21 protein-coding genes and 2 tRNA genes are annotated in these 22,710 nt (G+C 64.0%); 19 read left to right on the top strand and 4 right to left on the bottom strand.

Annotated elements, in window-relative coordinates:
• A partial coding sequence (locus DIE23_RS37450; RefSeq protein WP_124593188.1) for an FAD-dependent oxidoreductase occupies positions 1-173 on the bottom strand: 173 nt, incomplete at its 3' end.
• A gap of 178 nt (positions 174-351) precedes the next feature.
• Between DIE23_RS37450 and DIE23_RS37445 the strand changes: the two genes are divergently transcribed.
• Positions 352-1,128 (top strand): SDR family oxidoreductase, encoded by a 777-nt coding sequence (locus DIE23_RS37445; protein ID WP_059467666.1) that lies wholly within the window; start codon positions 352-354, stop codon positions 1,126-1,128.
• Between the two features lie 32 nt (positions 1,129-1,160).
• Positions 1,161-1,592, top strand: a complete 432-nt coding sequence (locus DIE23_RS37440) for a thioesterase family protein (protein WP_124617745.1) — start codon at positions 1,161-1,163, stop codon at positions 1,590-1,592.
• 107 nt (positions 1,593-1,699) lie between these two features.
• On the opposite strand, the gene DIE23_RS37435 is transcribed toward DIE23_RS37440, so the two are convergent.
• Complete coding sequence (locus tag DIE23_RS37435) at positions 1,700-2,245, bottom strand: LuxR C-terminal-related transcriptional regulator (protein WP_059447349.1); 546 nt, start codon at positions 2,243-2,245, stop codon at positions 1,700-1,702.
• A gap of 223 nt (positions 2,246-2,468) precedes the next feature.
• Here DIE23_RS37435 and DIE23_RS37430 point away from each other — a divergent pair, with 223 nt between their 5' ends.
• From DIE23_RS37430 to DIE23_RS37360, 14 genes are all read left to right on the top strand, one after another.
• Positions 2,469-3,173 carry a CoA transferase subunit A gene (locus DIE23_RS37430; RefSeq protein WP_124617743.1) on the top strand — a complete coding sequence of 235 codons (705 nt, stop codon included), beginning with the start codon at positions 2,469-2,471 and terminating at the stop codon, positions 3,171-3,173.
• Between the two features lies 1 nt (position 3,174).
• Positions 3,175-3,816 (top strand): CoA transferase subunit B, encoded by a 642-nt coding sequence (locus tag DIE23_RS37425; protein ID WP_124617740.1) that lies wholly within the window; start codon positions 3,175-3,177, stop codon positions 3,814-3,816.
• Positions 3,817-4,015: 199 nt separating this feature from the next.
• Complete coding sequence (locus DIE23_RS37420) at positions 4,016-4,912, top strand: alpha/beta fold hydrolase (protein ID WP_124617738.1); 897 nt, start codon at positions 4,016-4,018, stop codon at positions 4,910-4,912.
• A gap of 81 nt (positions 4,913-4,993) precedes the next feature.
• On the top strand, positions 4,994-5,347 hold the full coding sequence (locus DIE23_RS37415) for a RidA family protein (protein ID WP_011351776.1): 354 nt from the start codon (positions 4,994-4,996) through the stop codon (positions 5,345-5,347).
• A 39-nt stretch (positions 5,348-5,386) separates the two neighbouring features.
• The gene (locus DIE23_RS37410; protein ID WP_124617736.1) at positions 5,387-7,621 is read left to right on the top strand and encodes a bifunctional (p)ppGpp synthetase/guanosine-3',5'-bis(diphosphate) 3'-pyrophosphohydrolase; all 2,235 of its coding nucleotides are present in this window, start codon (positions 5,387-5,389) and stop codon (positions 7,619-7,621) included.
• A 96-nt stretch (positions 7,622-7,717) separates the two neighbouring features.
• A tRNA-Val gene (locus DIE23_RS37405) sits at positions 7,718-7,794 on the top strand.
• Between the two features lie 271 nt (positions 7,795-8,065).
• A complete protein-coding gene (thrS, locus tag DIE23_RS37395) occupies positions 8,066-9,973 on the top strand; it encodes a threonine--tRNA ligase (RefSeq protein ID WP_124617735.1) in 1,908 nt (635 codons plus the stop codon).
• Between the two features lie 49 nt (positions 9,974-10,022).
• A complete protein-coding gene (infC, locus tag DIE23_RS37390) occupies positions 10,023-10,547 on the top strand; it encodes a translation initiation factor IF-3 (RefSeq protein WP_071734130.1) in 525 nt (174 codons plus the stop codon).
• Positions 10,548-10,737: 190 nt separating this feature from the next.
• The gene (gene rpmI / locus DIE23_RS37385) at positions 10,738-10,935 is read left to right on the top strand and encodes a 50S ribosomal protein L35 (protein WP_004191477.1); all 198 of its coding nucleotides are present in this window, start codon (positions 10,738-10,740) and stop codon (positions 10,933-10,935) included.
• Positions 10,936-10,965: 30 nt separating this feature from the next.
• Positions 10,966-11,325, top strand: coding sequence for a 50S ribosomal protein L20 (gene rplT / locus DIE23_RS37380; RefSeq protein ID WP_004192938.1), 360 nt, complete (start codon positions 10,966-10,968; stop codon positions 11,323-11,325).
• Positions 11,326-11,473: 148 nt separating this feature from the next.
• On the top strand, positions 11,474-12,487 hold the full coding sequence (gene pheS, locus DIE23_RS37375) for a phenylalanine--tRNA ligase subunit alpha (protein ID WP_185646610.1): 1,014 nt from the start codon (positions 11,474-11,476) through the stop codon (positions 12,485-12,487).
• Between the two features lie 96 nt (positions 12,488-12,583).
• Positions 12,584-15,013 carry a phenylalanine--tRNA ligase subunit beta gene (gene pheT / locus DIE23_RS37370; protein WP_124617733.1) on the top strand — a complete coding sequence of 810 codons (2,430 nt, stop codon included), beginning with the start codon at positions 12,584-12,586 and terminating at the stop codon, positions 15,011-15,013.
• Positions 15,014-15,085: 72 nt separating this feature from the next.
• Complete coding sequence (locus tag DIE23_RS37365; protein ID WP_046545481.1) at positions 15,086-15,472, top strand: integration host factor subunit alpha; 387 nt, start codon at positions 15,086-15,088, stop codon at positions 15,470-15,472.
• Between the two features lie 61 nt (positions 15,473-15,533).
• Positions 15,534-15,950 carry a MerR family transcriptional regulator gene (locus DIE23_RS37360; RefSeq protein WP_124617731.1) on the top strand — a complete coding sequence of 139 codons (417 nt, stop codon included), beginning with the start codon at positions 15,534-15,536 and terminating at the stop codon, positions 15,948-15,950.
• An 81-nt stretch (positions 15,951-16,031) separates the two neighbouring features.
• Here the strand turns inward: DIE23_RS37360 and DIE23_RS37355 are convergent, their stop codons facing one another.
• Entirely contained in the window at positions 16,032-18,242 is a 2,211-nt protein-coding gene (locus DIE23_RS37355) for a hypothetical protein (RefSeq protein ID WP_124617728.1), read from the bottom strand.
• A 358-nt stretch (positions 18,243-18,600) separates the two neighbouring features.
• A complete protein-coding gene (locus DIE23_RS37350) occupies positions 18,601-19,479 on the bottom strand; it encodes a tyrosine-protein phosphatase (RefSeq protein WP_124617726.1) in 879 nt (292 codons plus the stop codon).
• A gap of 323 nt (positions 19,480-19,802) precedes the next feature.
• Between DIE23_RS37350 and DIE23_RS37345 the strand changes: the two genes are divergently transcribed.
• From DIE23_RS37345 to bamC, 3 genes are all read left to right on the top strand, one after another.
• Positions 19,803-20,516 (top strand): methyltransferase domain-containing protein, encoded by a 714-nt coding sequence (locus DIE23_RS37345; RefSeq protein WP_124617724.1) that lies wholly within the window; start codon positions 19,803-19,805, stop codon positions 20,514-20,516.
• A gap of 172 nt (positions 20,517-20,688) precedes the next feature.
• A tRNA-Pro gene (locus DIE23_RS37340) sits at positions 20,689-20,765 on the top strand.
• 141 nt (positions 20,766-20,906) lie between these two features.
• Entirely contained in the window at positions 20,907-22,115 is a 1,209-nt protein-coding gene (bamC, locus tag DIE23_RS37335; protein WP_124617722.1) for an outer membrane protein assembly factor BamC, read from the top strand.
• Positions 22,116-22,710 lie beyond the last annotated feature (595 nt).

Here is a 22,710-nt window from a genome sequence, read left to right as displayed (position 1 = left end):
ATCTCGGAACCCTTCTCGAGCACGCACACGCCGATCTCGGTGCCTTTCTCGGCGGCCAGCTGCTTGAGCCGGATCGCCGCCGACAGCCCGGCGGGGCCGCCGCCGACGATCACGACGTCGTATTCCATCGATTCGCGCGGGCCGTACTGCTCGATGAGGCTTGCGGGGGTCATTGGCGTTCCTCTAACCGTTAGAATGCTTTTATTCGGGAGCGTATTGTCTGCGAAACGAAACGCTTGCCGCAACAGCATGCGAATAGATTAGCACGATCGTTCTATTTTTTGTGCTAGGGTTATGCTGCGTGGGACAGGGCGCCCGCGGCGGCGAAACAACATCGAAAGGGGATGTGCAATGGGTCGATCGATCAATCTGGAAGGCAAGGTCGCGTTGGTCACGGGCGCATCGAGCGGCCTCGGGCAGCGCTTCGCACAGGTGCTGTCGCAGGCCGGCGCGAAGGTCGTGCTCGCGAGCCGCCGCGTCGAACGCCTGAAGGAGTTGCGCGCGGAGATCGAGGCAGCGGGCGGTGCCGCGCATGTCGTGTCGCTCGACGTCACCGACGTGCAGAGCATCAAGGCGGCTATCGCGCACGCGGAGACGGAAGCCGGCACGATCGACATCCTCGTGAACAATTCGGGCGTCTCGACGATGCAGAAGCTCGTCGACGTCACGCCGGCCGATTTCGAGTTCGTGTTCGATACCAACACGCGCGGTGCGTTTTTCGTCGCGCAGGAAGTCGCGAAGCGGATGATCATGCGCGCGAATGGCAACGGCAAGCCGCCTTACCGGATCATCAACATCGCGTCGGTGGCCGGCCTGCGCGTGTTTCCGCAGATCGGGCTGTATGCGATGAGCAAGTCGGCGGTCGTGCAGATGACGCGCGCGATGGCGCTCGAATGGGGCCGCCACGGGATCAACGTCAACGCGATCTGTCCGGGCTATATCGATACCGAAATCAATCATTACCTGTGGGAAACCGAGCAGGGCCAGAAGCTGCAGTCGATGCTGCCGCGCCGGCGCGTCGGCAAGCCGCAGGATCTCGACGGGCTGTTGTTGCTGCTCGCGGCCGACGAGTCGCAGTTCATCAATGGCTCGATTATCTCCGCCGACGACGGCTTCGGCCTCGCCTGAGTGGATGACATTCAGCAACAAAGAAGACTGCAATGAGTGAATATTCCCCCGTTTTTGAAATGTCGATGCCGATCCGCTGGGGCGACATGGATGCGTTCGGCCACGTGAACAACACGGTCTATTTCCGCTACATGGAACAGGCCCGGATCTCGTGGTTCGAGGAACTCGGCATCGCGGGCGGCAACGGCGAGGGGCAGGGGCCCGTGATCGTCACGGCGTCGATGGAGTTCCTGAAGCAACTGCACTATCCGGGCGACGTGATCGCGAGGATGTCGGCCGCGAAGCCGGGCCGCAGCAGCTTCGACACCGGTTTCGAGCTGATGCGCGCGGACGATCCGCAGCACGTCTATGCGCGCGGCAACGCACGCTGCGTGTGGGTCGACTACGCGCTCGGCCAGTCGGTGCCGCTGCCGCAACTGCTGCGCGATACGATCGAGCGCGCGCTCGCGGCGAAGGTAGGCTGAGCGCTGCATCGCCGAAGCCGGCGCCCGGGGCGCCGGTGTGTCGCCATTTCCCGGTGTTCTCCCGAATCGGCCGCATCACGCGGCCGATTGCCATTCCGGGGCAGGTTTTACTGGCCGAGCAGGCGCTGCAGCAGTTCCGGCGTATTGTTCGTGCCGTACTTGCGCATCAGACGCGCCCGATAGATGTCGACCGTGCGCGAACTGATGTCGAGCACGCGCCCGATCTGCTTGCTGGTCTTGCCGGTCGCGAGCTGCGCGGCGATCTCGCGCTCGCGCGGTGTCAGCTCGACGGCGACCCGGCGCGTCGCGCTCAGGTCCTCGAAGGTCCAGACGCCGGCCGCGAGCGGTGCGGTGCGGTCGAGCGCGCGGCCCGTCACATGGCACCAGAACAGCTCGCCGTCGGCCCGTTTCATGATTCTGTCGTCGGCGTAGGTGCCGTTCGCGATCATCACGCGCGAGATACGCTCGCCGATGCGCTGGAATTCGTCCGGCGACGGATAGAGCACCTCGTACGACTTCCCGATCAGGTCGGCCCGCGCGCAGCGGAAGATCGACGCCAGCGCGTCGTTGCAGTCCTCTATTACACGGTCGCGCGACATCACGAGACCGAGCGGCGCGAGGTGAAAGGCAGTCTGGTAGTCGAGAGCGGGCATGGCGCAGGCAAGCGGAGGCAAACGCTTATGTATTTTTGCGTATTGTGCCGCATCCGCGCCGCATCGTACCCTTTCAGGCATCTCGCGGTGGTTTGCCGCGATATAAAAACAGCGCGCCTCGACGCAGGTATCGCCGTGCATGCATAGAATGATGCGGCGGGCTTGCGGCCCAGTGGGCGCGTGAACCGGTTTTGCTGGTTTCCATAGAGGAAGGGACATACAGATGAACAAAGTCTATCCAAGCGCGGCCGCCGCGCTGGAAGGGATCGTCCGCGACGGACAGACCTTCGCGGTGGGCGGCTTCGGCCTGTGCGGGATTCCCGAGGCGCTGATCGCGGCGCTGCGCGGTTCCGCCGTCAAGGGCATCACCTGCATCAGCAACAACGCAGGCGTCGACGGCTTCGGTCTCGGCCTGCTGCTGGAAACGCGCCAGATCAAGAAAATGATCTCGTCGTACGTCGGCGAGAACAAGGAATTCGAGCGCCAGTACCTGTCCGGCGAACTCGAGCTCGAATTCACGCCGCAGGGCACGCTCGCCGAGAAGCTGCGCGCGGGCGGCGCCGGCATCCCCGCCTTTTTCACGAACACCGGCTACGGCACCGTGATCGCGGAAGGCAAGGAAACGCGCCAGTTCGGCGATCGCCACTACGTGCTCGAGCCGTCGCTGACGGCCGACGTCGCGCTCGTGAAGGCGTGGAAGGCCGACAAGTCCGGCAACCTGATCTATCGCCGCACCGCGCGCAACTTCAACCCGATGTGCGCGATGGCGGGCAAGATCACCGTGGTGGAAGTCGAGGAGATCGTCGAGAACGGCACGCTCGATCCGGACCAGGTCCATACGCCGGGGATCTTCGTGCAGCGCATCGTGCTGAACGCGACGCCCGAGAAACGCATCGAACAACGCGTCGTACGCGCGAAAGGAGACTGACATGGCCTGGAATCGTGACCAGATGGCCGCGCGCGCGGCGAAGGAACTGCAGGACGGCTTCTATGTGAACCTCGGCATCGGTCTGCCGACGCTCGTCGCGAACCACGTGCCGGAAGGCGTCGAGGTGTGGCTGCAGTCGGAGAACGGCCTGCTCGGCATCGGCCCGTCGCCGACCGAGGACGAAGTCGACGCCGACCTGATCAACGCCGGCAAGCAGACCGTCACGACGCTCCCGGGCTCGTCGATCTTCTCGTCGGCCGATTCGTTCGCGATGATCCGCGGCGGCCACATCAACCTAGCGATCCTCGGTGCGATGCAGGTCAGCAAGAAGGGCGACCTCGCGAACTGGATGATCCCGGGCAAGATGATCAAGGGCATGGGCGGCGCGATGGATCTCGTCGCGGGCGTGAAGCGCGTCGTCGTGCTGATGGAGCACGTCGCGAAGGGCGACCAGCACAAGATCCTCGACGAATGCAACCTGCCGCTGACGGGTGTCGGCGTGGTCGACCTGATCATCACCGATCTCGGCGTGATCGAAGTGACGCCGGGCGGCCTGAAGGTGCTCGAACTCGCCGACGGCGTGAGCGCCGATGAGATCCAGGCGAAGACGGGCGCACCGCTCGACGTGAGCGCGGTCGTGTAAGTTCGTCGCGCGCAAGCGCTGCTGCGACGCCCCGCGTGCCGGACGACGGCACGCGGGGCGTTTGTCATTGGAGGCGGGCGGGCGATGCATTGGCGGTCCGGTTGCGGCGACCCGTATGATCGAAGCGGTTTACAATCGGTTGCATCGGGCAGCGCAAGCGTTGCCCACCGCGCCGCCCCCGTTCGACAGGATGCCAACGATGCCAACACCCTCAGCGAATCCTTCGGTTCCCCGTCAGCGGCGCGTGCAGTGTGCGAGCGCCGCCGGCCTTCACCACGTCGCCTATACCGAATGGGGCGACTCCGCCAATCCGCGCGTGCTGGTCTGCGTGCACGGCCTGACCCGTTCGGGGCGCGACTTCGACCGGCTTGCCGCCGCGCTGTCCGATACGTATCGCGTCGTCTGCCCCGACGTCGTCGGGCGCGGCCAATCCGACCGGCTCGCCGATCCGCGGCTTTATGCGATTCCGCAATATGTGGCCGACATGGTGACCCTGATCGCGCGGCTCGACGTCGAGTCGGTCGACTGGTTCGGCACGTCGATGGGCGGGCTGATCGGCATGGCGCTCGCGGGGCTGCCCGGTTCGCCGCTGCGCCGGATGATCGTCAACGACGTCGGCCCGCGCATCGAGCCCGATTCGCTGACGCGCATCGGCGAATACCTCGGCGTGCAGCCTCGCTTCGCGACGGAGCAGGAGGGCATTGACTATCTGACGTCGTTGTCGCTGCCGTTCGGCGCGTTGACCGGCGACGAATGGCGCGAGATCAACGCGCCGTTGCTGCGCGAGCTGCCCGACGGCGGCTGGACGATGCGCTACGATCCGCGGATCGCCGAGCCGTTCAAGGCGACGACGCCCGAACTGGCCGCGCTCGGCGAGGCCGCGCTGTGGCGCGCGATCGAGACGACCGACGCGGCGCTGCTGGTCGTGCGCGGAGCCGAGTCGGACCTGTTGTCGCGCGAGACCGTCGCCGAGATGGTGCGTCGCGGCCGGCACGTGACGCAGGCCGAGATCCAGGGCGCGGGCCATGCGCCGGCGTTCATCAGCGCCGACCAGATCGCGCTCGCCCGCCGGTTTTTCGTCGAAGGCGGCGCATAAACGCGTCATAATATTCGGTTCGGCGGCACGCGGGCCGCGTCGTCGCCGATTCTTCACCCACTCACACGACCGGAACATTCCATGGCAGTCATTCGTCACCACGTCGGGGCCCGTCTCTCCGAAACCGCGATTCACAACGGTACCGTGTATCTGGCCGGCCAGATCGCCGAAGACACCACCCAGGACATCAAGGGCCAGACGCGCGAAGTGCTCGGCCACATCGACCGCCTGCTCGCCGAGGCGAACAGCGACAAGGCGCATCTGCTGTCGGTGCAGATCTACATTTCGGATCTCGCGAACTTCGAAGGCATGAACGCGGAGTGGGACGCGTGGGTCGCGCACGGCAACACGCCGCCGCGCGCCACCGTCGAGGCGAAGCTCGCGGATCCGGCGCTGCTCGTCGAGATCGTCGTCGTCGCCGCGCAGCGGAGCTGAACCTAGCATCACGATGATCGCAATACGCCAGGCCGTGCAATGACCGAGTCCGTTTCCGCTTCTTCCGTCGCGGCGCCGTCGTTCGACGACGTGCTCGCGTTCGTGCGCGAGCGGGCCGGCGACGCGCGCCTGTCATCGGGGGAACTGCTCGCCGATCACTCGGCGGGCACGGCGTCGATCATGCGCAAGCTGAACGTCGACCCGCACGCGATGCAGGCGGCCGCGCTGTTCGTGCTGACGCCGCACCTGAATGATCCCGAGCGGGAGCTGACCGAACGGTTCGGCGAAGAGGTCGCGCGGCTCGTATCCGACGTGCGCAAGCTGCTGCGGCTCGGCACCGTCAGCCTGCGCGCCGCGCAGAACGCGATGCCCGACGCCGGACGCGACGCCGCTGAAGAGCGGCGCACGCAGATCGAGGCGCTGCGCAAGATGCTGCTCGCGTTCGCGCAGGACATCCGCGTGGTGCTGATCCGGCTGGCGTCGCGGCTGCAGTCGCTGCGCTACTACGCGGCGGCGAAGATCGATCCGCCGCCCGACGTCGCGCGCGAGACGCTCGAAATCTACGCGCCGCTTGCGAACCGTCTCGGCATCTGGCAACTGAAGTGGGAACTCGAGGACCTCGCATTCCGCTTCGAGGATCCGGTCACCTACAAGCGCATCGCCAAGCTGCTCGACGAAAAGCGCATCGAACGCGAAGCGTACGTCGCGCAGGCGATCGAGCGGCTGCAGCACGAGCTGGCGGATGCGCACATCCCGGCCGACGTGAGCGGGCGGCCGAAGCATATCTACAGCATCTGGCGCAAGATGCGCGGCAAGGAGCTCGACTTCTCCGAACTGTATGACGTGCGCGCATTCCGCGTGATCGTGCCGGACATCAAGGATTGCTACGCGGTGCTCGGCATCGTGCATCACCTGTGGCAGCCGGTGCCGAAGGAATTCGACGATTACATCTCGCGTCCGAAGCCGAACGGCTACAAGTCGCTGCATACGGTCGTGATCGGCGACGACGGCCGCGCGTTCGAAGTGCAGATCCGCACGCAGGAAATGCACCGCTTCGCGGAGTACGGCGTCGCCGCGCACTGGCGCTACAAGGAAGCGGGCACGCGCGGCTATGGCGGCCAGTTCTCGGCGAGCGACAAATACGACGAGAAGATCGCGTGGCTGCGCCAGCTGCTTGCCTGGAAGGACGACGTCGAGGACGGCACCGAAGTCTCGGGCGACCAGGCGTGGGCCCGGTTGCGCGAGACGTCACTCGACGACGACCATATCTACGTGCTGACGCCGCAGGCGCGCGTGATCGCGCTGCCGCAGGGCGCGACGCCGGTCGATTTCGCGTACCACCTGCACAGCGAACTTGGCCATCGCTGTCGTGGTGCGCGCGTCGACGGCGTGATGGTGCCGCTGAACACGTCGCTCGCGAACGGCCAGACGGTCGAGATCGTCGCGGTGAAGGAGGGCGGGCCGTCGCGCGACTGGCTGAACCTGCAGCTCGGCTATCTGAAGAGTCCGCGTGCGCGACAGAAGGTGCGTGCGTGGTTCAACTCGATCGAGCAGGAAGAGAACATCGCGCATGGTCGCGCGCTCGTCGAAAAGACGCTGCAGCGCGAGGGCAAGACGTCGGTCAATCTCGACAATCTGGCCACGAAGCTCGGCTTCAAGTCGCCCGACGAGTTGTTCTCGGTTGTCGGCAAGGAAGAATTCAGCCTGCGCAACATCGAGCACGCGCTGTCCGATGCGCCGCCGCCCGACCATGCGCCCGAGGCACCCGCCGATTTCGAGAAGCGCAGCAGCGGGGCGAGCGTCGCGCACGGTGCGTCGACTGGCGTGTTGGTGGTCGGCGTCGATGCGCTGCTGACCCAGCTTGCGCGCTGCTGCCGTCCGGCGCCGCCCGACCCGATCAGCGGTTTCGTGACGCGCGGCAAGGGGATGTCGATTCATCGCAGCGACTGCCCGACGTTCCGGCGGATGGCCGAACGGGCGCCGGAGCGCGTACTGCAGACGACCTGGTCGGCCGATGTGCTGGGCGGGCGCGGCGTGTCTGTCTATCCGGTCGACCTGATGATCGAGGCGAGCGACCGGCAAGGCTTGCTGCGCGATATCTCCGAAGTGTTCGCGCGCGAGAAGATGAACGTGGTAGGCGTGAAGACGCAGAGCCGCCGCAATGCGGCATTCATGCAGTTCACGGTCGAGGTGTCGAATTCCGCGCAGGTGCAGCGTGCGTGCACGCTGCTCGGCGAAGTGCCGGGCGTCGTGCGGGCGGGGCGCAAGACTTGACGCCCCTCTAATGGGGTTGGAGCACAATCATTTTGCTGCGACTGCATAAAAGCGCTTGCCAAGTGAGTGATAGCTCCATATAATCTTAGCTTCTTTAGGCTCGTAGCTCAGCTGGTTAGAGCACCACCTTGACATGGTGGGGGTCGTTGGTTCGAGTCCAATCGAGCCTACCAACGAATTGAGAATGCCCGGTTTCCGGGCGTTCGATGCAGTAAATAACTCAACGCGAACAAGGCGAATACGGTTATGACACCGCGAACGTTGACCGAAACCTTTTCGGAGCGACGCTAGTCGAGGAACGTTTTCGCCCTTTCAGTTTGAGTGAAGTATCGAATGCGGCCCCTCGAAAGCGGGGCCGCATTTTTTTTGTCGCGAAATTTTCGCGCGTGACTTTGATATCGCGTGCTTGGTTTGCCGCCCACTGTCGGCATCACGGAGATTGCTATGGTTTCGATACGCTTGCCTGACGGCTCAGTTCGACAATACGAGCATCCGGTGACAGTTGCCGAGGTTGCGGCCTCGATCGGTCCCGGCCTTGCGAAGGCTGCGCTTGGTGGCAAGCTCGATGGCGAGCTGGTCGATACGTCCACGGTCATCGATCGCGATGCATCGCTCGCGATCGTCACGGACAAGGATGCCGACGGTCTCGACATCATCCGTCACTCGACCGCGCACTTGCTCGCCTACGCCGTGAAGGATCTGTATCCGGATGCGCAGGTGACGATCGGTCCCGTGATCGACAACGGCTTCTACTACGACTTCTCGTACAACCGCCCGTTTACGCCCGAAGATCTGGAAAAGATCGAAAAGCGCATGCAGGAACTCGTTAAGAAGGACGAGCCGGTGACGCGTCGCGTCGTGTCGCGCGATGAGGCGGCCGGCTATTTCCGCAGCCTCGGCGAGAAGTACAAGGCCGAGATCATCGAATCGATTCCGCAAAGCGACGAAATCAAGCTGTACTCGCACGGCGGCTTCACGGACCTGTGCCGCGGCCCGCACGTGCCGTCGACCGGTAAGCTGAAGGTCTTCAAGCTGATGAAGGTCGCGGGCGCGTACTGGCGCGGCGACTCGAAGAACGAGCAACTGCAGCGCATCTACGGTACGGCCTGGACGAAGAAGGAAGATCAGGATCAATACCTGCACATGCTCGAGGAAGCGGAAAAGCGCGACCACCGCAAGCTCGGCAAGCAGCTCGACCTGTTCCACATGCAGGAAGAGTCGCCGGGCATGGTGTTCTGGCATCCGAAGGGCTGGGCGCTGTGGCAGCAGGTCGAGCAGTACATGCGCCGCCGCGTGAACGATGCCGGCTACCTCGAGATCAAGACGCCGATGATCATGGACCGCTCGCTGTGGGAAGCGTCCGGCCACTGGCAGAACTACCGCGAGAACATGTTCACGACGGAGTCGGAGAAGCGCGACTACGCGATCAAGCCGATGAACTGTCCGGGTCACGTTCAGGTGTTCAAGCACGGCCTGCGCTCGTACCGCGACCTGCCGCTGCGCTACGCGGAATTCGGTTCGTGTCATCGCAACGAGGCGTCGGGCGCGCTGCATGGCCTGATGCGCGTGCGCGGCTTCGTGCAGGACGATGCGCACATCTTCTGTACGGAAGAGCAGTTCATCGCGGAGTCGATCGCGTTCAATACGCTGGCGATGAGCGTGTACAAGGATTTCGGGTTCGAGCACATCGACATCAAGCTGTCGCTGCGCCCCGACCAGCGTGCGGGCACGGATGAAACGTGGGATCGCGCCGAGCAGGGCCTGCGCGACGCGCTGACGGCGTGCGGCCTGTCGTGGGAAGAGCTGCCGGGCGAGGGTGCGTTCTATGGCCCGAAGATCGAATACCACATCAAGGATGCGCTCGGCCGTTCGTGGCAGTGCGGCACGCTGCAGCTCGACATGGTGCTGCCGGAGCGCCTCGGCGCCGAGTACGTCGCGGAAGACAACAGCCGCCGCCGGCCCGTGATGCTGCACCGTGCGATCGTCGGTTCGATGGAGCGTTTCCTCGGCATTCTGATCGAGCACCACGCTGGTGCGATGCCGGTCTGGCTCGCGCCGTTCCAGGCAATTGTGCTTAATATCGCCGAAAGTCAGGCCGAATATGCGCAATCTCTGGGCCAAACGTTGCAAAAACAAGGGGTTAGAGTGGCGGCCGATTTGCGCAACGAGAAGATTAGCTATAAAATACGCGAGCACACGCTGGAAAAGGTGCCTTATCTCCTCGTCGTGGGCGATAAGGAGCGTGATGCGCAAACGGTAGCCGTGCGTGCCCGTGGCGGCGTCGATCTTGGCGTTATGCCGATCGAAGCCTTCGTTGAGCGTCTGCAGGAAGACCTGCGTTCGTTCAAGTAACCGCCCTGGCAGCGCGGCTCGTTTTTTTAATTTTTAGAGGAAACGTAACATCGCTACTGATAAGTCGTCGCATCGCATCAACGGTGAAATCACTGCGCCGGAAGTGCGTCTGGTCGGGATCGAGAACGAACCGCTCGGTATCGTGAAACTCGCTGATGCTTTCCGTAAATCGGAAGAGCTGGATGTTGACCTGGTGGAAATCGCGCCGCAGGCGGTTCCCCCGGTCTGCCGTCTGATGGACTACGGCAAGTTCAAGTATCAGGAGTCCAAGAAGCAGCACGAAGCGAAGCTGAAGCAGAAGGTCATCCAGGTGAAGGAAGTCAAATTCCGCCCGGGTACCGATGACGGTGACTACAACGTCAAGCTCCGCAATCTCGTGCGCTTCCTCGAAGAGGGCGACAAGACGAAGATCACGTTGCGTTTCCGCGGCCGCGAAATGGCTCACCAGGAGATCGGCATGCGGATGCTTGAGCGTCTGCGCACGGATCTCGAGGAAGTCGGCCAGGTCGAGCAGATGCCGAAGATGGAAGGGCGCCAGATGATCATGGTGCTCTCGCCGAAGAAAAAGAAGTAACGGGCCCGCGCGCATGCCGCGCAGGTTCGAAAGTGGTTCGGTGCGTTGCCCGGTCAGGGCGGCGCATCAACAATGACGGCGGCTGCGCAAGCGGTTCGCCGTACACAAGTGGACTGGGTTTCGAAGGGCGGGTCAAGGGCGCAAGCCAACCGCACACCCATCGCCATCAAATAAACTGGAGTTGTTCGTCATGCCTAAGATGAAGACCAAGAAGAGTGCTGCAAAGCGCTTCGTGGTGCGTCCGGGCGGTACCGTCAAGCGCGGTCAAGCCTTCAAGCGTCACATCCTGACCAAGAAAACCACGAAGAACAAGCGTCACCTGCGCGGCGCAACGGCAGTTCATGATTCCGATCTGAACTCCGTCCGCGCGATGCTGCCGTTCGCGTAACCCCTCAACTGATACTCTAAGGAGAGAAACATGCCTCGAGTCAAACGTGGGGTAACCGCACGGGCCCGCCACAAGAAGATCATCAACCTGGCCAAGGGTTATCGCGGCCGTCGCAATAACGTCTACCGCATCGCCAAGCAGGCGGTGATGCGCGCTGGTCAGTACGCATACCGCGATCGCCGCAACAAGAAGCGTGTGTTCCGCGCACTGTGGATCACGCGTATCAACGCGGCAGTTCGCCAGCACGACATGACCTACAGCGTGTTCATCAACGGCCTGAAGAAGGCGTCGATCGAACTCGACCGTAAGGTCCTGGCCGACATGGCGGTGTTCGACAAGGCTGCTTTTGCTGCGATCGTCAAGCAGGTGAAAGCCGCCGTTGCAGCCTAATTGCGAAATTAGCACTGCGTGGTTAGTTGCAGCGATGTTCCGGTAGTCTCGGCCGCTGCAGCGAAAACGGGGCTCTTCCGAGCCCCTTTTTTGTTTGGTGAGCAGTTTTGCTCGCCAAGACCGAATGACGTTGGAAATGATGGGATCTATGGATCTGGACCAGATTGTCGCCGACGCGCAGCAGTCCTTCGAACGGGCTGCCGACATCACCACGCTCGAAAACGAGAAAGCACGATTTCTCGGCAAGTCGGGTGCGCTGACCGAGTTGCTCAAGGGCCTCGGCAAGCTCGATCCCGAAGCGCGCAAGACCGAAGGCGCACGCATCAACGTCGCGAAGCAGCAGGTTGAAGCCGCGCTGACCGCACGTCGCCAGGCGCTCGCCGACGCGCTGTTGAACCAGCGCCTCGCCGCCGAGGCAATCGACGTCACGCTGCCCGGCCGCGGTGCCGGTGCAGGCAGCCTGCACCCCGTGATGCGCACGTGGGAGCGCGTCGAACAGATTTTCCGCTCGATCGGCTTCGACGTGGCCGACGGTCCCGAAATCGAGACCGACTGGTACAACTTCACGTCGCTGAACAGCCCGGAGAACCATCCGGCGCGTTCGATGCAGGACACCTTCTACGTCGAAGGCAAGGATGCCGACGGCCGCCAGCTGCTGCTGCGCACGCACACGAGCCCGATGCAGGTGCGTTACGCGCGCATGAACCGCCCGCCGATCAAGGTGATCGCGCCGGGCCGCACGTATCGCGTCGACAGCGATGCGACCCACTCGCCGATGTTCAATCAGGTCGAGGGGCTGTGGATCGACGAAAACATCAGCTTCGCCGACCTCAAGGGCGTCTATACCGACTTCCTGAAGAAATTCTTCGAGCGCGACGACATCCTCGTGCGCTTCCGTCCGTCGTATTTCCCGTTCACGGAACCGTCGGCCGAGATCGACATGATGTTCGAGCACGGCAAGAACGCCGGCAAATGGCTCGAGATCTCGGGCTCGGGGCAGGTGCATCCGACCGTGATCCGCAACATGGGCCTCGATCCCGAGCGCTACATCGGCTTTGCGTTCGGCAGCGGCCTCGAGCGCCTGACGATGCTGCGCTACGGCGTGCAGGATCTCCGGCTGTTCTTCGAGAACGATCTGCGTTTCCTGCGCCAGTTCGCATAACGCACGCGCCGCGCCGACATGTGCCCGCGCATGCCCCGCCGGACGTTTCCGACGGGGGCCGGGCGCCGATCTAACCTGTTTCGAACGTAGACATCCATGCAATTCCCTGAATCCTGGTTGAGAACCTTTGTCGACCCGCAGCTGACGACCGACGAACTGTCGCACGCGCTGACGATGGCGGGGCTCGAAGTCGAATCGCTGAGCAAGGCTGCACCGCCGACGTCGAAGATCGTCGTCGGCCGCGTGCTCGAAGTCGTCAAGCATCCGGATGCGGACAAGCTCAATGTCTGCCAGGTCGACGCCGGCACCGGCGCGACGCTGAATATCGTGTGCGGCGCACCGAATGTGGCGCCCGGCATCAAGGTGCCGGTCGCGCTGGTCGGCGCGGAACTGCCGCCGGCGGAAGAGGGGGGCAAGCCGTTCGCGATCAAGCTGTCGAAGCTGCGCGGCGTGGAGAGTCAGGGGATGCTGTGCTCGGCGCGCGAGCTGAAGCTGTCCGAGGACCACAGCGGCCTGCTGATCCTGCCGGAAGACACGCCGGTCGGCCAAGACATCCGCGACACGCTCAATCTCGACGACACGATCTTCGAAATCAAGCTGACGCCGAACAAGGCCGACTGCCTGTCGGTGTTCGGCATCGCGCGCGAGACGGCCGCGATCACCGGCGCGCCGCTGACGCCGGTCGATATCCGTCCGGTGCGCGTCGAACTCGACGAAACGCTGCCCGTGCGCATCGCCGCGCCCGATCTGTGCGGCCGCTTCTCGGGTCGAGTGATCCGTGGCGTGAACGCGCATGCGAAGACGCCGCAATGGATGATCGAGCGCCTCGAGCGTTCGGGCCAGCGCAGCGTGTCGGCGCTCGTCGACATCTCGAACTACGTGATGTTCGAGCTCGGCCGTCCGTCGCACGTGTTCGATCTGGACAAGATCCACGGCGGCATCGAGGTACGCTGGGGCAAGCGCGGCGAGTCGCTGAAGCTGCTGAACGGCAACACGGTCGAACTCGACGAAGCGGTCGGCGTGATCGCGGACGACCGTCAGGTCGAAAGCCTCGCGGGCATCATGGGCGGCGACAGCACGGCCGTCACGCTCGATACGACCAATATCTACCTCGAAGCCGCATTCTGGTGGCCGAACAGCATCCGTGGCCGCGCGCGCAAGTACAACTTCTCGACCGATGCGGCCCATCGCTTCGAGCGCGGCGTCGACTACGCGACGACCGTCGAACACGTCGAGCGCATCACGCAGCTGATTCTCGAGATCTGCGGTGGCAAGGCCGGCCCGGTCGACGACCAGGTAGTGAACCTGCCGCAGCGCGCGCCGGTGAAGATGCGCGTGTCGCGCGCGAACCGCATCATCGGCGTGAAGATCGACGCCGACGAGATCGCGGACATCTTCACGCGCCTGCGCCTGCCGTTCGAGCGTGACGACGACGCATTCCTGGTCACGCCGCCGTCGCATCGCTTCGACATCGAGATCGAGGAAGACCTGATCGAGGAAGTGGCGCGCATTTACGGCTTCGAGAAGATTCCGGCGCGCCCCCCGGTCGCGACGAGCGAGATGCGAGCGACCAACGAGACGCGGCGTTCGATCCACGACATCCGTCACGCGCTCGCGGCGCGCGACTATGCGGAAACGGTCAACTTCAGCTTCGTCGATGCGGAGTGGGAGCACGACTTTGCCGGCAACGACAACCCGATTCGCCTGCTGAACCCGATCGCGAGCCAGCTGTCGGTGATGCGCACGACACTGTTCGGCAGCCTGATCTCGGTGCTGCGCCACAACCTGAATCGTCGCGCGGATCGCGTGCGCGTGTTCGAGACGGGCCGCGTGTTCCTCGCCGATCCGTCGGTGAAGGCCGGCGAGCTGACCGTCGAAGGCTACACGCAGCCGAAGCGTGTCGGCGCGCTCGCATACGGCCCGGCAGTCGACGAGCAGTGGGGCGTGGCGACCCGTGCGGTCGATTTCTTCGACGTAAAGGGCGATCTCGAGGCGCTGCTCGCGCCGGCCGCCGCGCGTTTCGTGAAGGCCGAGCATCCGGCCCTCCATCCGGGCCGCAGCGCATGCATCGAAGTCGATGGCCGCGCGGTCGGCTGGATCGGTGAACTGCATCCGCGCCTGATGCAGAAGTACGAGTTGCCGCACGCGCCGGTGATGTTCGAAATCGACGCGGACGCGCTGATCGCGCGTGCGCTGCCGGCACCGACCGACGTGTCGAAATTCCCGCCGGTACGGCGCGATATCGCCGTCGTGGTCGATCAGGCGGTCGAGGTTCAGGCACTTTTCGATGAAATGAAGAAGGCGCTGGCCGAAGACGCCTGCCGATTCGTTCAGAAGGTTGTACTCTTCGACGAATTTCGTGCAAAATCAAATACTTCCGGTGGTCTTGCCGCGCACGAGAAGAGCCTTGCCTTCCGCGTGACGCTGCAGGACGCGGCTGGCACGCTGCAGGACGAGGTCGTCGATCAGGCGATCCAGACGCTGGTCGAGCGGATGGCTCGTGCGGGTGCCCGCCTGCGGGGCTAAGGAGAGGGGCCGCCCGTCCGCGGGTGGCTTTTCCCCATCGCAAGTTTTGGTTTAACGCGCTGTATGGCAGATATGAACGACATGACCTCGAGTGAATTCGAAGCCCTCCTGACGGCGCAACGCAGCGCCATGAACCGCGACGCTTCGGCGCCGGCGTCCACCGAGACGCCGACGCTGACGAAAGCGGAACTGGCGGAGTTGCTGTTCGACAGCGTCGGGCTGAACAAGCGTGAAGCGAAGGACATGGTCGAGGCGTTTTTCGAAGTGATCCGCGACGCGCTCGAAAACGGCGAAAGCGTCAAGCTGTCGGGGTTCGGCAACTTCCAGCTGCGCGACAAGCCGCAGCGTCCGGGCCGCAACCCGAAGACGGGCGAGGCGATTCCGATCGCGGCCCGCCGGGTGGTAACCTTCCACGCGAGCCAGAAGCTGAAGGCGCTGGTCGAAAACGGCACGGAGTAACGCCCGCGCGCCGACGTCTCCGCGCGGCCGCCGCGCATCCTTTACCGACGGTTAACCGACGATGACCACTACGGTTGAGAAAGTCGTCTTGCCTCCGATTCCCGCGAAGCGCTACTTCACGATCGGTGAAGTCAGCGAACTGTGCGGGGTCAAGCCGCACGTGCTGCGTTACTGGGAACAGGAATTCACGCAGTTGCGGCCGGTGAAGCGGCGTGGCAATCGCCGGTACTATCAGCACCACGAAGTGCTGCTGATCCGGCGGATTCGCGAGTTGTTGTACGAGCAGGGGTTCACGATCAACGGCGCGCGTAACCGGCTCGATTCGCCGGGCGGCGAACGCGCTGCCGCGGCACCGGTCGAGCCCGATGTGCCGTCCGCCGCCGATGCGCGTGTATCGGGCAAGCCGGGTGCAACGGTCGACGTGATCGCGTTGCGGCAGGCGCTGCTCGACGTGATCGACGGACTGAAGCACGACTGAGCGCGCGGCTCGAATCAGAAGAAAGCCCGGTTGGCGACGTGCCACCGGGCTTTTTTCATGCATGCGGACGGGCACGCCTTGTTAGCGCGATGCAAGCGGATTCGGCTTGCCCATGTCGACGACCAGCGTGCCGTCCGGCAGCATGCGCACCGAGCCCTGCGCGACCTGGTTGCGGTAGCCGTACAGGTCGAAGCGCATCGGGCCAGCCTCGGCCGAGTTCCGGATCAGCGCGCGCACGTTCAGTTCGAGCACATTGAACATCTTCATGTCGCCGCCCTCCATCCACATGTAGCTTTGCGCGTCGATCCGCGGCCGCTTCGGCGCGGGTGCGTCGGCGGCGCGCCGGAACGTGAGGCGCAGTCCGGCGCGTTCGACCGTTGCCTGGCCGAGCTTGCCGTTCAGTACCGGCGGCGGAAACACGGTGTACTGGTCGAGCACGAGCGTGTCGCCGCGCAGCTCCGCGCCGTGGCGCTGCAGCGGCGTCAGCGACGCGAGCTCGATGCCGAGCGAGCGCAGCAGCTTCGCCTGCGGGATGCCGAGCACCGATACCTGCGCCGGCTTGAACGTGAGGTGCCGGTCGTCAAGCACCGACAGCGTGCCCTTCATGTCTGTCGGCAGCCACACGCCGGGCACGTGATTCCAGAGCTTGATGCCGCCCTGGACGCGCAGGTCCTGGCCATCCGCGCTCAACTGCAGGTCGTTCAGCGAGCGCGGCGAGTAGTCGAGCAGGTAGTTGTTGAAGAGCGCCGACATCGCCTTCCACGATTCGACGACCGTCCCGCCGAGAATACGGATGTCGTACTGGTTCGGATCGTCGAGGTCGACCGGTTCGCCGGGCCGTTTCGCGATGAGCTGGACGTCGAGATCGTCGACATGGAAGCCGATGTCACCGGACAGGTTGAAGTCGACGTTGTGCAGGTGGATCGTCGGGTTGCGGTTCGACACGTACCGTTCGTTGAACGGGGTGGGCGACGAACGTCGCATCGCGATTTTCTGCATGCCGGGTTGCGGCGCGCTGGCCGCGAGCGCAAACGCTTCCCAGCGCTGGCGCGAGTCACGCAACGCATTCTGCTGCGCGGCGAGAAAGCTGTCGTTCAGGCGAGCGGCCGCATTGCCGAGCGCGGCGCCGCTCGCGGGGCCCGCGTATGACGGCATCCGGATCGCCATCGCGCCGCTTTCGTCGAAATTGAAATAGCCGGCGGATACCTGGTCGCGATAGTGGTACAGGTCGAATACGAAATTCTGGTCGCGCTTCCTCGAATCGACTGGGCCGATCAGGATGTCGGCATTCATCGGCATCGAGCGCATGAACTTCACGTCGCCGCCGCGGATGTACATCGCCTGTTGCGGCGCGTTCGCGGGCAGTGCGAAGCCTGCGTGTGAGCCGTCGTCGAGCGTCAGGTCGAGGCCGGCCGGCGTCACGCGCAGCGCGGTGATCCTGATCTTCAGCCGCGGCGGCGGCATCAGCTTGTCGACCGACATCACGAGGTCGTCGCCGGCGAGTCGCGCGATCGGTGTCTCGACCTTCAGCAGGTTGGCCATCTTCACGTTGGCCGCGCGCATCACCGGCTGCGCGTTGATGCCCGACACGCGCACGCCAGTCGGGTGGAATACGAGCTGGCTGCCGTCGCGGATCGCGAGCGTGCCGGTTAGCGAGAACGGCACCCAGCCGTCACGCTGCATCTCGCCTTCCAGATGGATCACGCCGTCGCCGGCCGAAACGGCGAGCTTGCGCAGCGGCGCGTTGCGGTAACCGAAGATGTAGGTGTCGAAGAGCGCGGTCAGCTTCGCGTTGTCGAGCGTGACCGCGCCTTCGTGCACGTCGATCTCGAAGCTCGTCGGATCGTCGAACACGATGGGTGCGCCGGCCTGCGTCGGCACGAGTGTCGCGGACAACTGGTGGATGAAGAAGCCGAGGTTGTTGACGATGCGGAAATCGACATCGCGCAGGAAAGTCATCGCGCCGTTCTGGCCCGAGTCGCGCAGCGTGAACGGGCGCGGTTGCGTGAGGCTGATCGACGCGAGCGACGGCACGGCGCGGGCGGCCTGCTGTTCGTGGGCGAGGCGTTCGGCTTTGGCGCGCTCGATCTTCGTCGACGCGGCCGACACGTTGCCGTCGCGCTGCGCGGCCGGTTCCGCGCAGCCGGTGCAGAGCAGCGCGAGCGCAAGCGCACCGCAGCCGAGTGCACGGGAGGTGCCGTGTGAAACCGAGGCGGCCGTGCGCCGCGGACCGGTCATCCAGTCGAAACTTGCCAAAGGCGTGCGATGGCCGCGCCGGACCGCATTCCGCATCGTCTGTCTCCATGTCTTGTCGTGATCGACGCGGGCGCGCCGCCGATGCGCGGCGCGGACGTCGATGCCGTGCAGTGTGGCATAGCGTGCTAGAGCGGCGTTACCAAACAGCGGGCGTCCGGGCAATACCGGTCGGCGCACGACAGGGCAAAGGATTCGCGGCGGCGGGGAGGCAGGATCAAACGGTCGTTTGGTTTTGCGGTCGATGCGGACGGCGCGCATTGCGCCGGATCGGCAAACCCGGCGTCGGCGTGGGCTGAGGCGGGGTTTGGTGCCGGATGAGGGCAGTGTCCGATCCGGGGTGCAGGTGGCAGGACGACGACAGCCACGCTATCGCGATCGCCGCCTGCACGGTTGGTCAAGCCAGCATGCGCTGCCGGATCGCATTCTGCGTCGACGCGTCGAGCTGCAGGCCGTTATCGATGTACGACGTCATCGAGCCATACGACACGACGACCTGATCGAACGCCCCCTGCAGATAGGCGGCTTGCGCGCTTTGCAGCGCGGCCATCATGTCGGCCGCATCCTGCCCGCCGCGCTTCTGCGCTTGCGCGACGTAGGCGGCGATTTCCGACGCGCTGTAGACGTTGGTCAGCAGATAGTCGGCGAGAACCGTCTGCCGGGGGACACCGAGGATCGTGTGCAGAATGGCCGTCGCCCAGCCGGTGCGATCCTTGCCGGCCGTGCAGTGAAAGACCAGATTGCCCCCGGATGCGGCAAAGCCGGCGAATAGCGTGTGGTAGCTCGTCCGTGCCGTTTCCGACGTCACGAACGCCCGATACATGCTTTGCATGAAGGCCGCGGCAGTCGCGCCATTCGTCGGAAGCGGACCAAGGCTGGCGACGCCGAGCACGTTGAGGTTCTGCCAGGTGGCTCCGGCCAATGACACATCCGGCTGCGACTGGATTTCGGCGGTCGTGCGCAGGTCGCACACCTGCGTGATGCCGAGCGTATCGACCGTTGCGAGGTCGGCCGCGGACAACGCGAGCGCGGACGACCGGTAGATCGCGCCTTTTTTCATCGCTGCGCCGCTCGCGGTGGCATAGCCCGCTCCGTCCGCTCCTGCGGTATCACGAAAGTTCGCTGCCGAACCGAGCCTGGGCGTCGTGACGGGGGCGACCGCGATCGAGTCGCCGCCGCATGCGGACAGAAGCGACGCGCTTCCCAGCGCGATGCCGAGCGTGCCGGCACCCAGCCGGAGAAAGTGTCGACGGGAAATTTCGTTTTTCTGAGGCATTCACTGGCCTTTGTCTGAGACGGTGGCAGGACGTCACGACCGCGGTTGCGACCGAAACCGTTGCCAACGTGCCGCACAGCGCGGCAAAGCGGAGACGGGCCATATCGATCGGCATGCAGTCGGACGATGCGCCGTGCGCTTCGATCTCGCGACGGGTAAGCGCACGATAGCGATCCGCGGCGAAACGGCCATCGTCCTTTTCGATTAGGGCGCAGCGCAGGCAGCCCGTGCGAATCGTGCAACTGGCCACGGCTGCGGCGCGGTAAGATCGGCGTCAGTGGCTTGATGGATCAAAGCATGGTGGCCGACACGGGGGAGGCGTCATGGATCTGAAGGAACTCGACGTATTGGGAGCGGATGTAGGCGATCACTGGTACTACGCGTCGAAGGCGAGCGCGATCCGTCGGTTTCTGGGCGGATCGGACGCGAGCCGGATACTCGACGTCGGTGCCGGCTCGGGTTTCTTTTCAAAGCATTTGCTCGAGCGTACGCAGGCGACGGAGGCATGGTGTGTCGATACGAGCTACGCCGACGATACCGACGGCGAGGCGGCCGGCAAACCCGTCCATTTTCGCCGGGCCGTCGATCGATTCGATGCCGATCTGGTGTTGCTGATGGACGTCCTCGAGCACGTCGACGACGACGTCGGGTTGCTTGCCCGCTACGTGGCGGGCGCGCCGAAGGACAGCCGGTTCCTGATCACGGTTCCCGCGTTTCAGTTCCTCTGGAGCGCGCATGACGATTTTCTCGAGCACAAGCGCAGGTATACGCTCGATGGCCTCGAGGAAGTCGTGCGTCGTGCGGGGCTGGAGGTCGAGCGCGGCGCATACTACTTCGGCCTCACGTTTCCGCTTGCGGCGGCATTGCGACTCAGCGAGCGGGCGCGTCGGCAACCACGCGAACCGGCGTCGCAATTGCGCCGGCACCATCCGTTCGTCAACGGTGTGCTCAAGCTGATCTGCCGGGCCGAGTTGCCGATGTTCAGGTTCAACCGGGTGGCGGGCCTCACGGTCATTTGTGTCGCGCGCAAGCGGTGAGCATCGGTGGGTCACATGGCCGGAGCGTGGGCGCGACGGGATGTGCATTGGCGCTCGTATCGAGGCCTTCCTGTCTCGTCACGTCATGTCGCAAAGAATTTCGCAGGAACCTGCACAAAATGCATGCGACCCGTACTAAACTGGCCAACTGTCTGTTATAATTTTTTTCTTTCGGGGCGTAGCGCAGCCTGGTAGCGTACCTGCATGGGGTGCAGGTGGTCGGAGGTTCAAATCCTCTCGCCCCGACCAGACAAAGAACCCGCGTCAGTTCAGGCTGACGCGGGTTTTTTCTTGGCCGTCGCTTTTTTGCACATCCCGGCGCGGCCCCGGTAAAATGCAAGGTTGATCCACGGAAAGCGCCGTGATTTAGCGGAAGAGGATTCCCCGAACATGACTGATCTTCGTCTTACCATGCGGTTCGCTGCAGTGCTCGCAACCGGCGCGCTCGTCGCCGGTTGCGGTACGTCGTCGCCCACGAAAGTGGACTACAAGAGCGATTCGAAATCGAAGGAAGCGTCGCTCGCAGTGCCGCCCAACATGCTCGACGAGACGGCCGATCAGCGTTCGCTGCCGCCGCAGGGCGGCGCGACGTCCCTGTCCGCGCTTCAGCAGGTCCAGCACACGGCGCCCGCGACGGACACCGTTGCGCCCGCCGTGGCCGACATGCATATCCAGCGCGACGGCACCGAGAGCTGGCTCGTGATCGACAGCAAGAAGCCCGCCGACATCTGGCCGCAAGTTCGCCGCTTCTGGCAGGAGCAGGGCTTCCTGCTCGTCGTCGACCAGCGCGATAAGGGCGTGATGGAAACCGACTGGAACGAAACCCATCCGCAGATCAACGACGGCCTGATCCGCAGCGTGATCTCGAAGGCGATGGGCAATTCGTACGTGACGGCCGAGCGCAACAAGTACCGTACGCGCCTCGATTCGGCCCCGAACGGCGGCACCTACGTGTTCATCAGCCAGAAAGGCATGCGTGAGGCGATCACCGGCGCGAACAACGATTCGAGCAAGTGGGAAGCGAAGCCGAACGATCCGGCGCTCGAGACGGAATACCTGAAGCGGCTGATGGCGGTGCTCGCACAGAACGAGCAGCGTGCGAAGAACGGCGAGCCGCCGGTCGCGAACATCAACGACAACACGGTGCCGAAGGACAAGAAGGCCGATACCGACGCATCGAAGGCTGCCGCCGCGGCGATCGCTGCACAGAACGTCGCGCGTACGTCGTCGCAAGCGAACGACGTCGACTCGGGTGCAGTGCCGTCCGAAGTCACGCTTGGCGAGCCGTACGACAGGTCGTGGCTGCATGTTGGCCTTGCACTCGATCGCGCGAACTTCACGGTCGACGATCGCGATCGCACGAAGGGTCTGTATTTCGTGCGTTATGTCGATCCGAAGGATCTGAGTGCGGCCGAGCAGGGCTTCTGGAGTCAGCTGTTCCATGGCAAGAAGGAAAAGCAGGCGAAGCAGTATCGCGTCAACGTGAAGGCGCTGACGCCCGACCAGACGCGTGTGGCGGTCGTCGACGATTCGGGCGCGATCGATGCGTCGTCGCCGGCCCGGCAGATCATGGGGCTGCTCGTGAATCAGCTGCGCTGATCGCGGTACGATCCCGCTCTTCGAAAAAGCCCGCCTTCCGGCGGGTTTTTTTCATGGTCGCGCGCTGACGCCGGCGTGTGCGGGACGTTCGGTTCCGCCTCGTGACGTTACGTAACATCCGCGCGTTACGGCGGCAGAACGGGTGTTACATCGTCGTGGTCGTAGAAAATATCCTTATGGATCAATGGCATGCTTTCGAAAATACACCTGGCACGCAAGCTGCTTTATAAGTTCGAATCGTTAGGACAGGGAGGGTGGTGTCAGAGACCGGGCAGGCGTCGAGAGCGCCCGACCAACGGTTTCGACGTCTTCAGATGCCGGCGCTGTGAGCGCTAGCGCAACCGATGATGATCCGCGCGGTGCGCGGATCTCGATGGCCCCGTCGCCTATCCTCGTAGGGCGACGGTTTCGCCCGCGCTTCATTTGAAGCGCGGGCAATTTTTTTGGTGGGGCCGCAATGCGAGGGCATGCCGATCCGGCCGATGCGGAATTCGGTGATTCGCAATCTTTTCTGAGTGGGGGGTGCCCCTATGTCCTTCGTCAAGCGTTAAGGGCTGACTTGGGTTGGTAAATGGTGCCGTCACGCAGCATGGCG

Origin of the sequence: Burkholderia sp. Bp9143 (assembly GCF_003853645.1) — a bacterium.
GTDB lineage: Bacteria > Pseudomonadota > Gammaproteobacteria > Burkholderiales > Burkholderiaceae > Burkholderia.
This window is presented reverse-complemented; position numbering and strand designations above follow the sequence as displayed.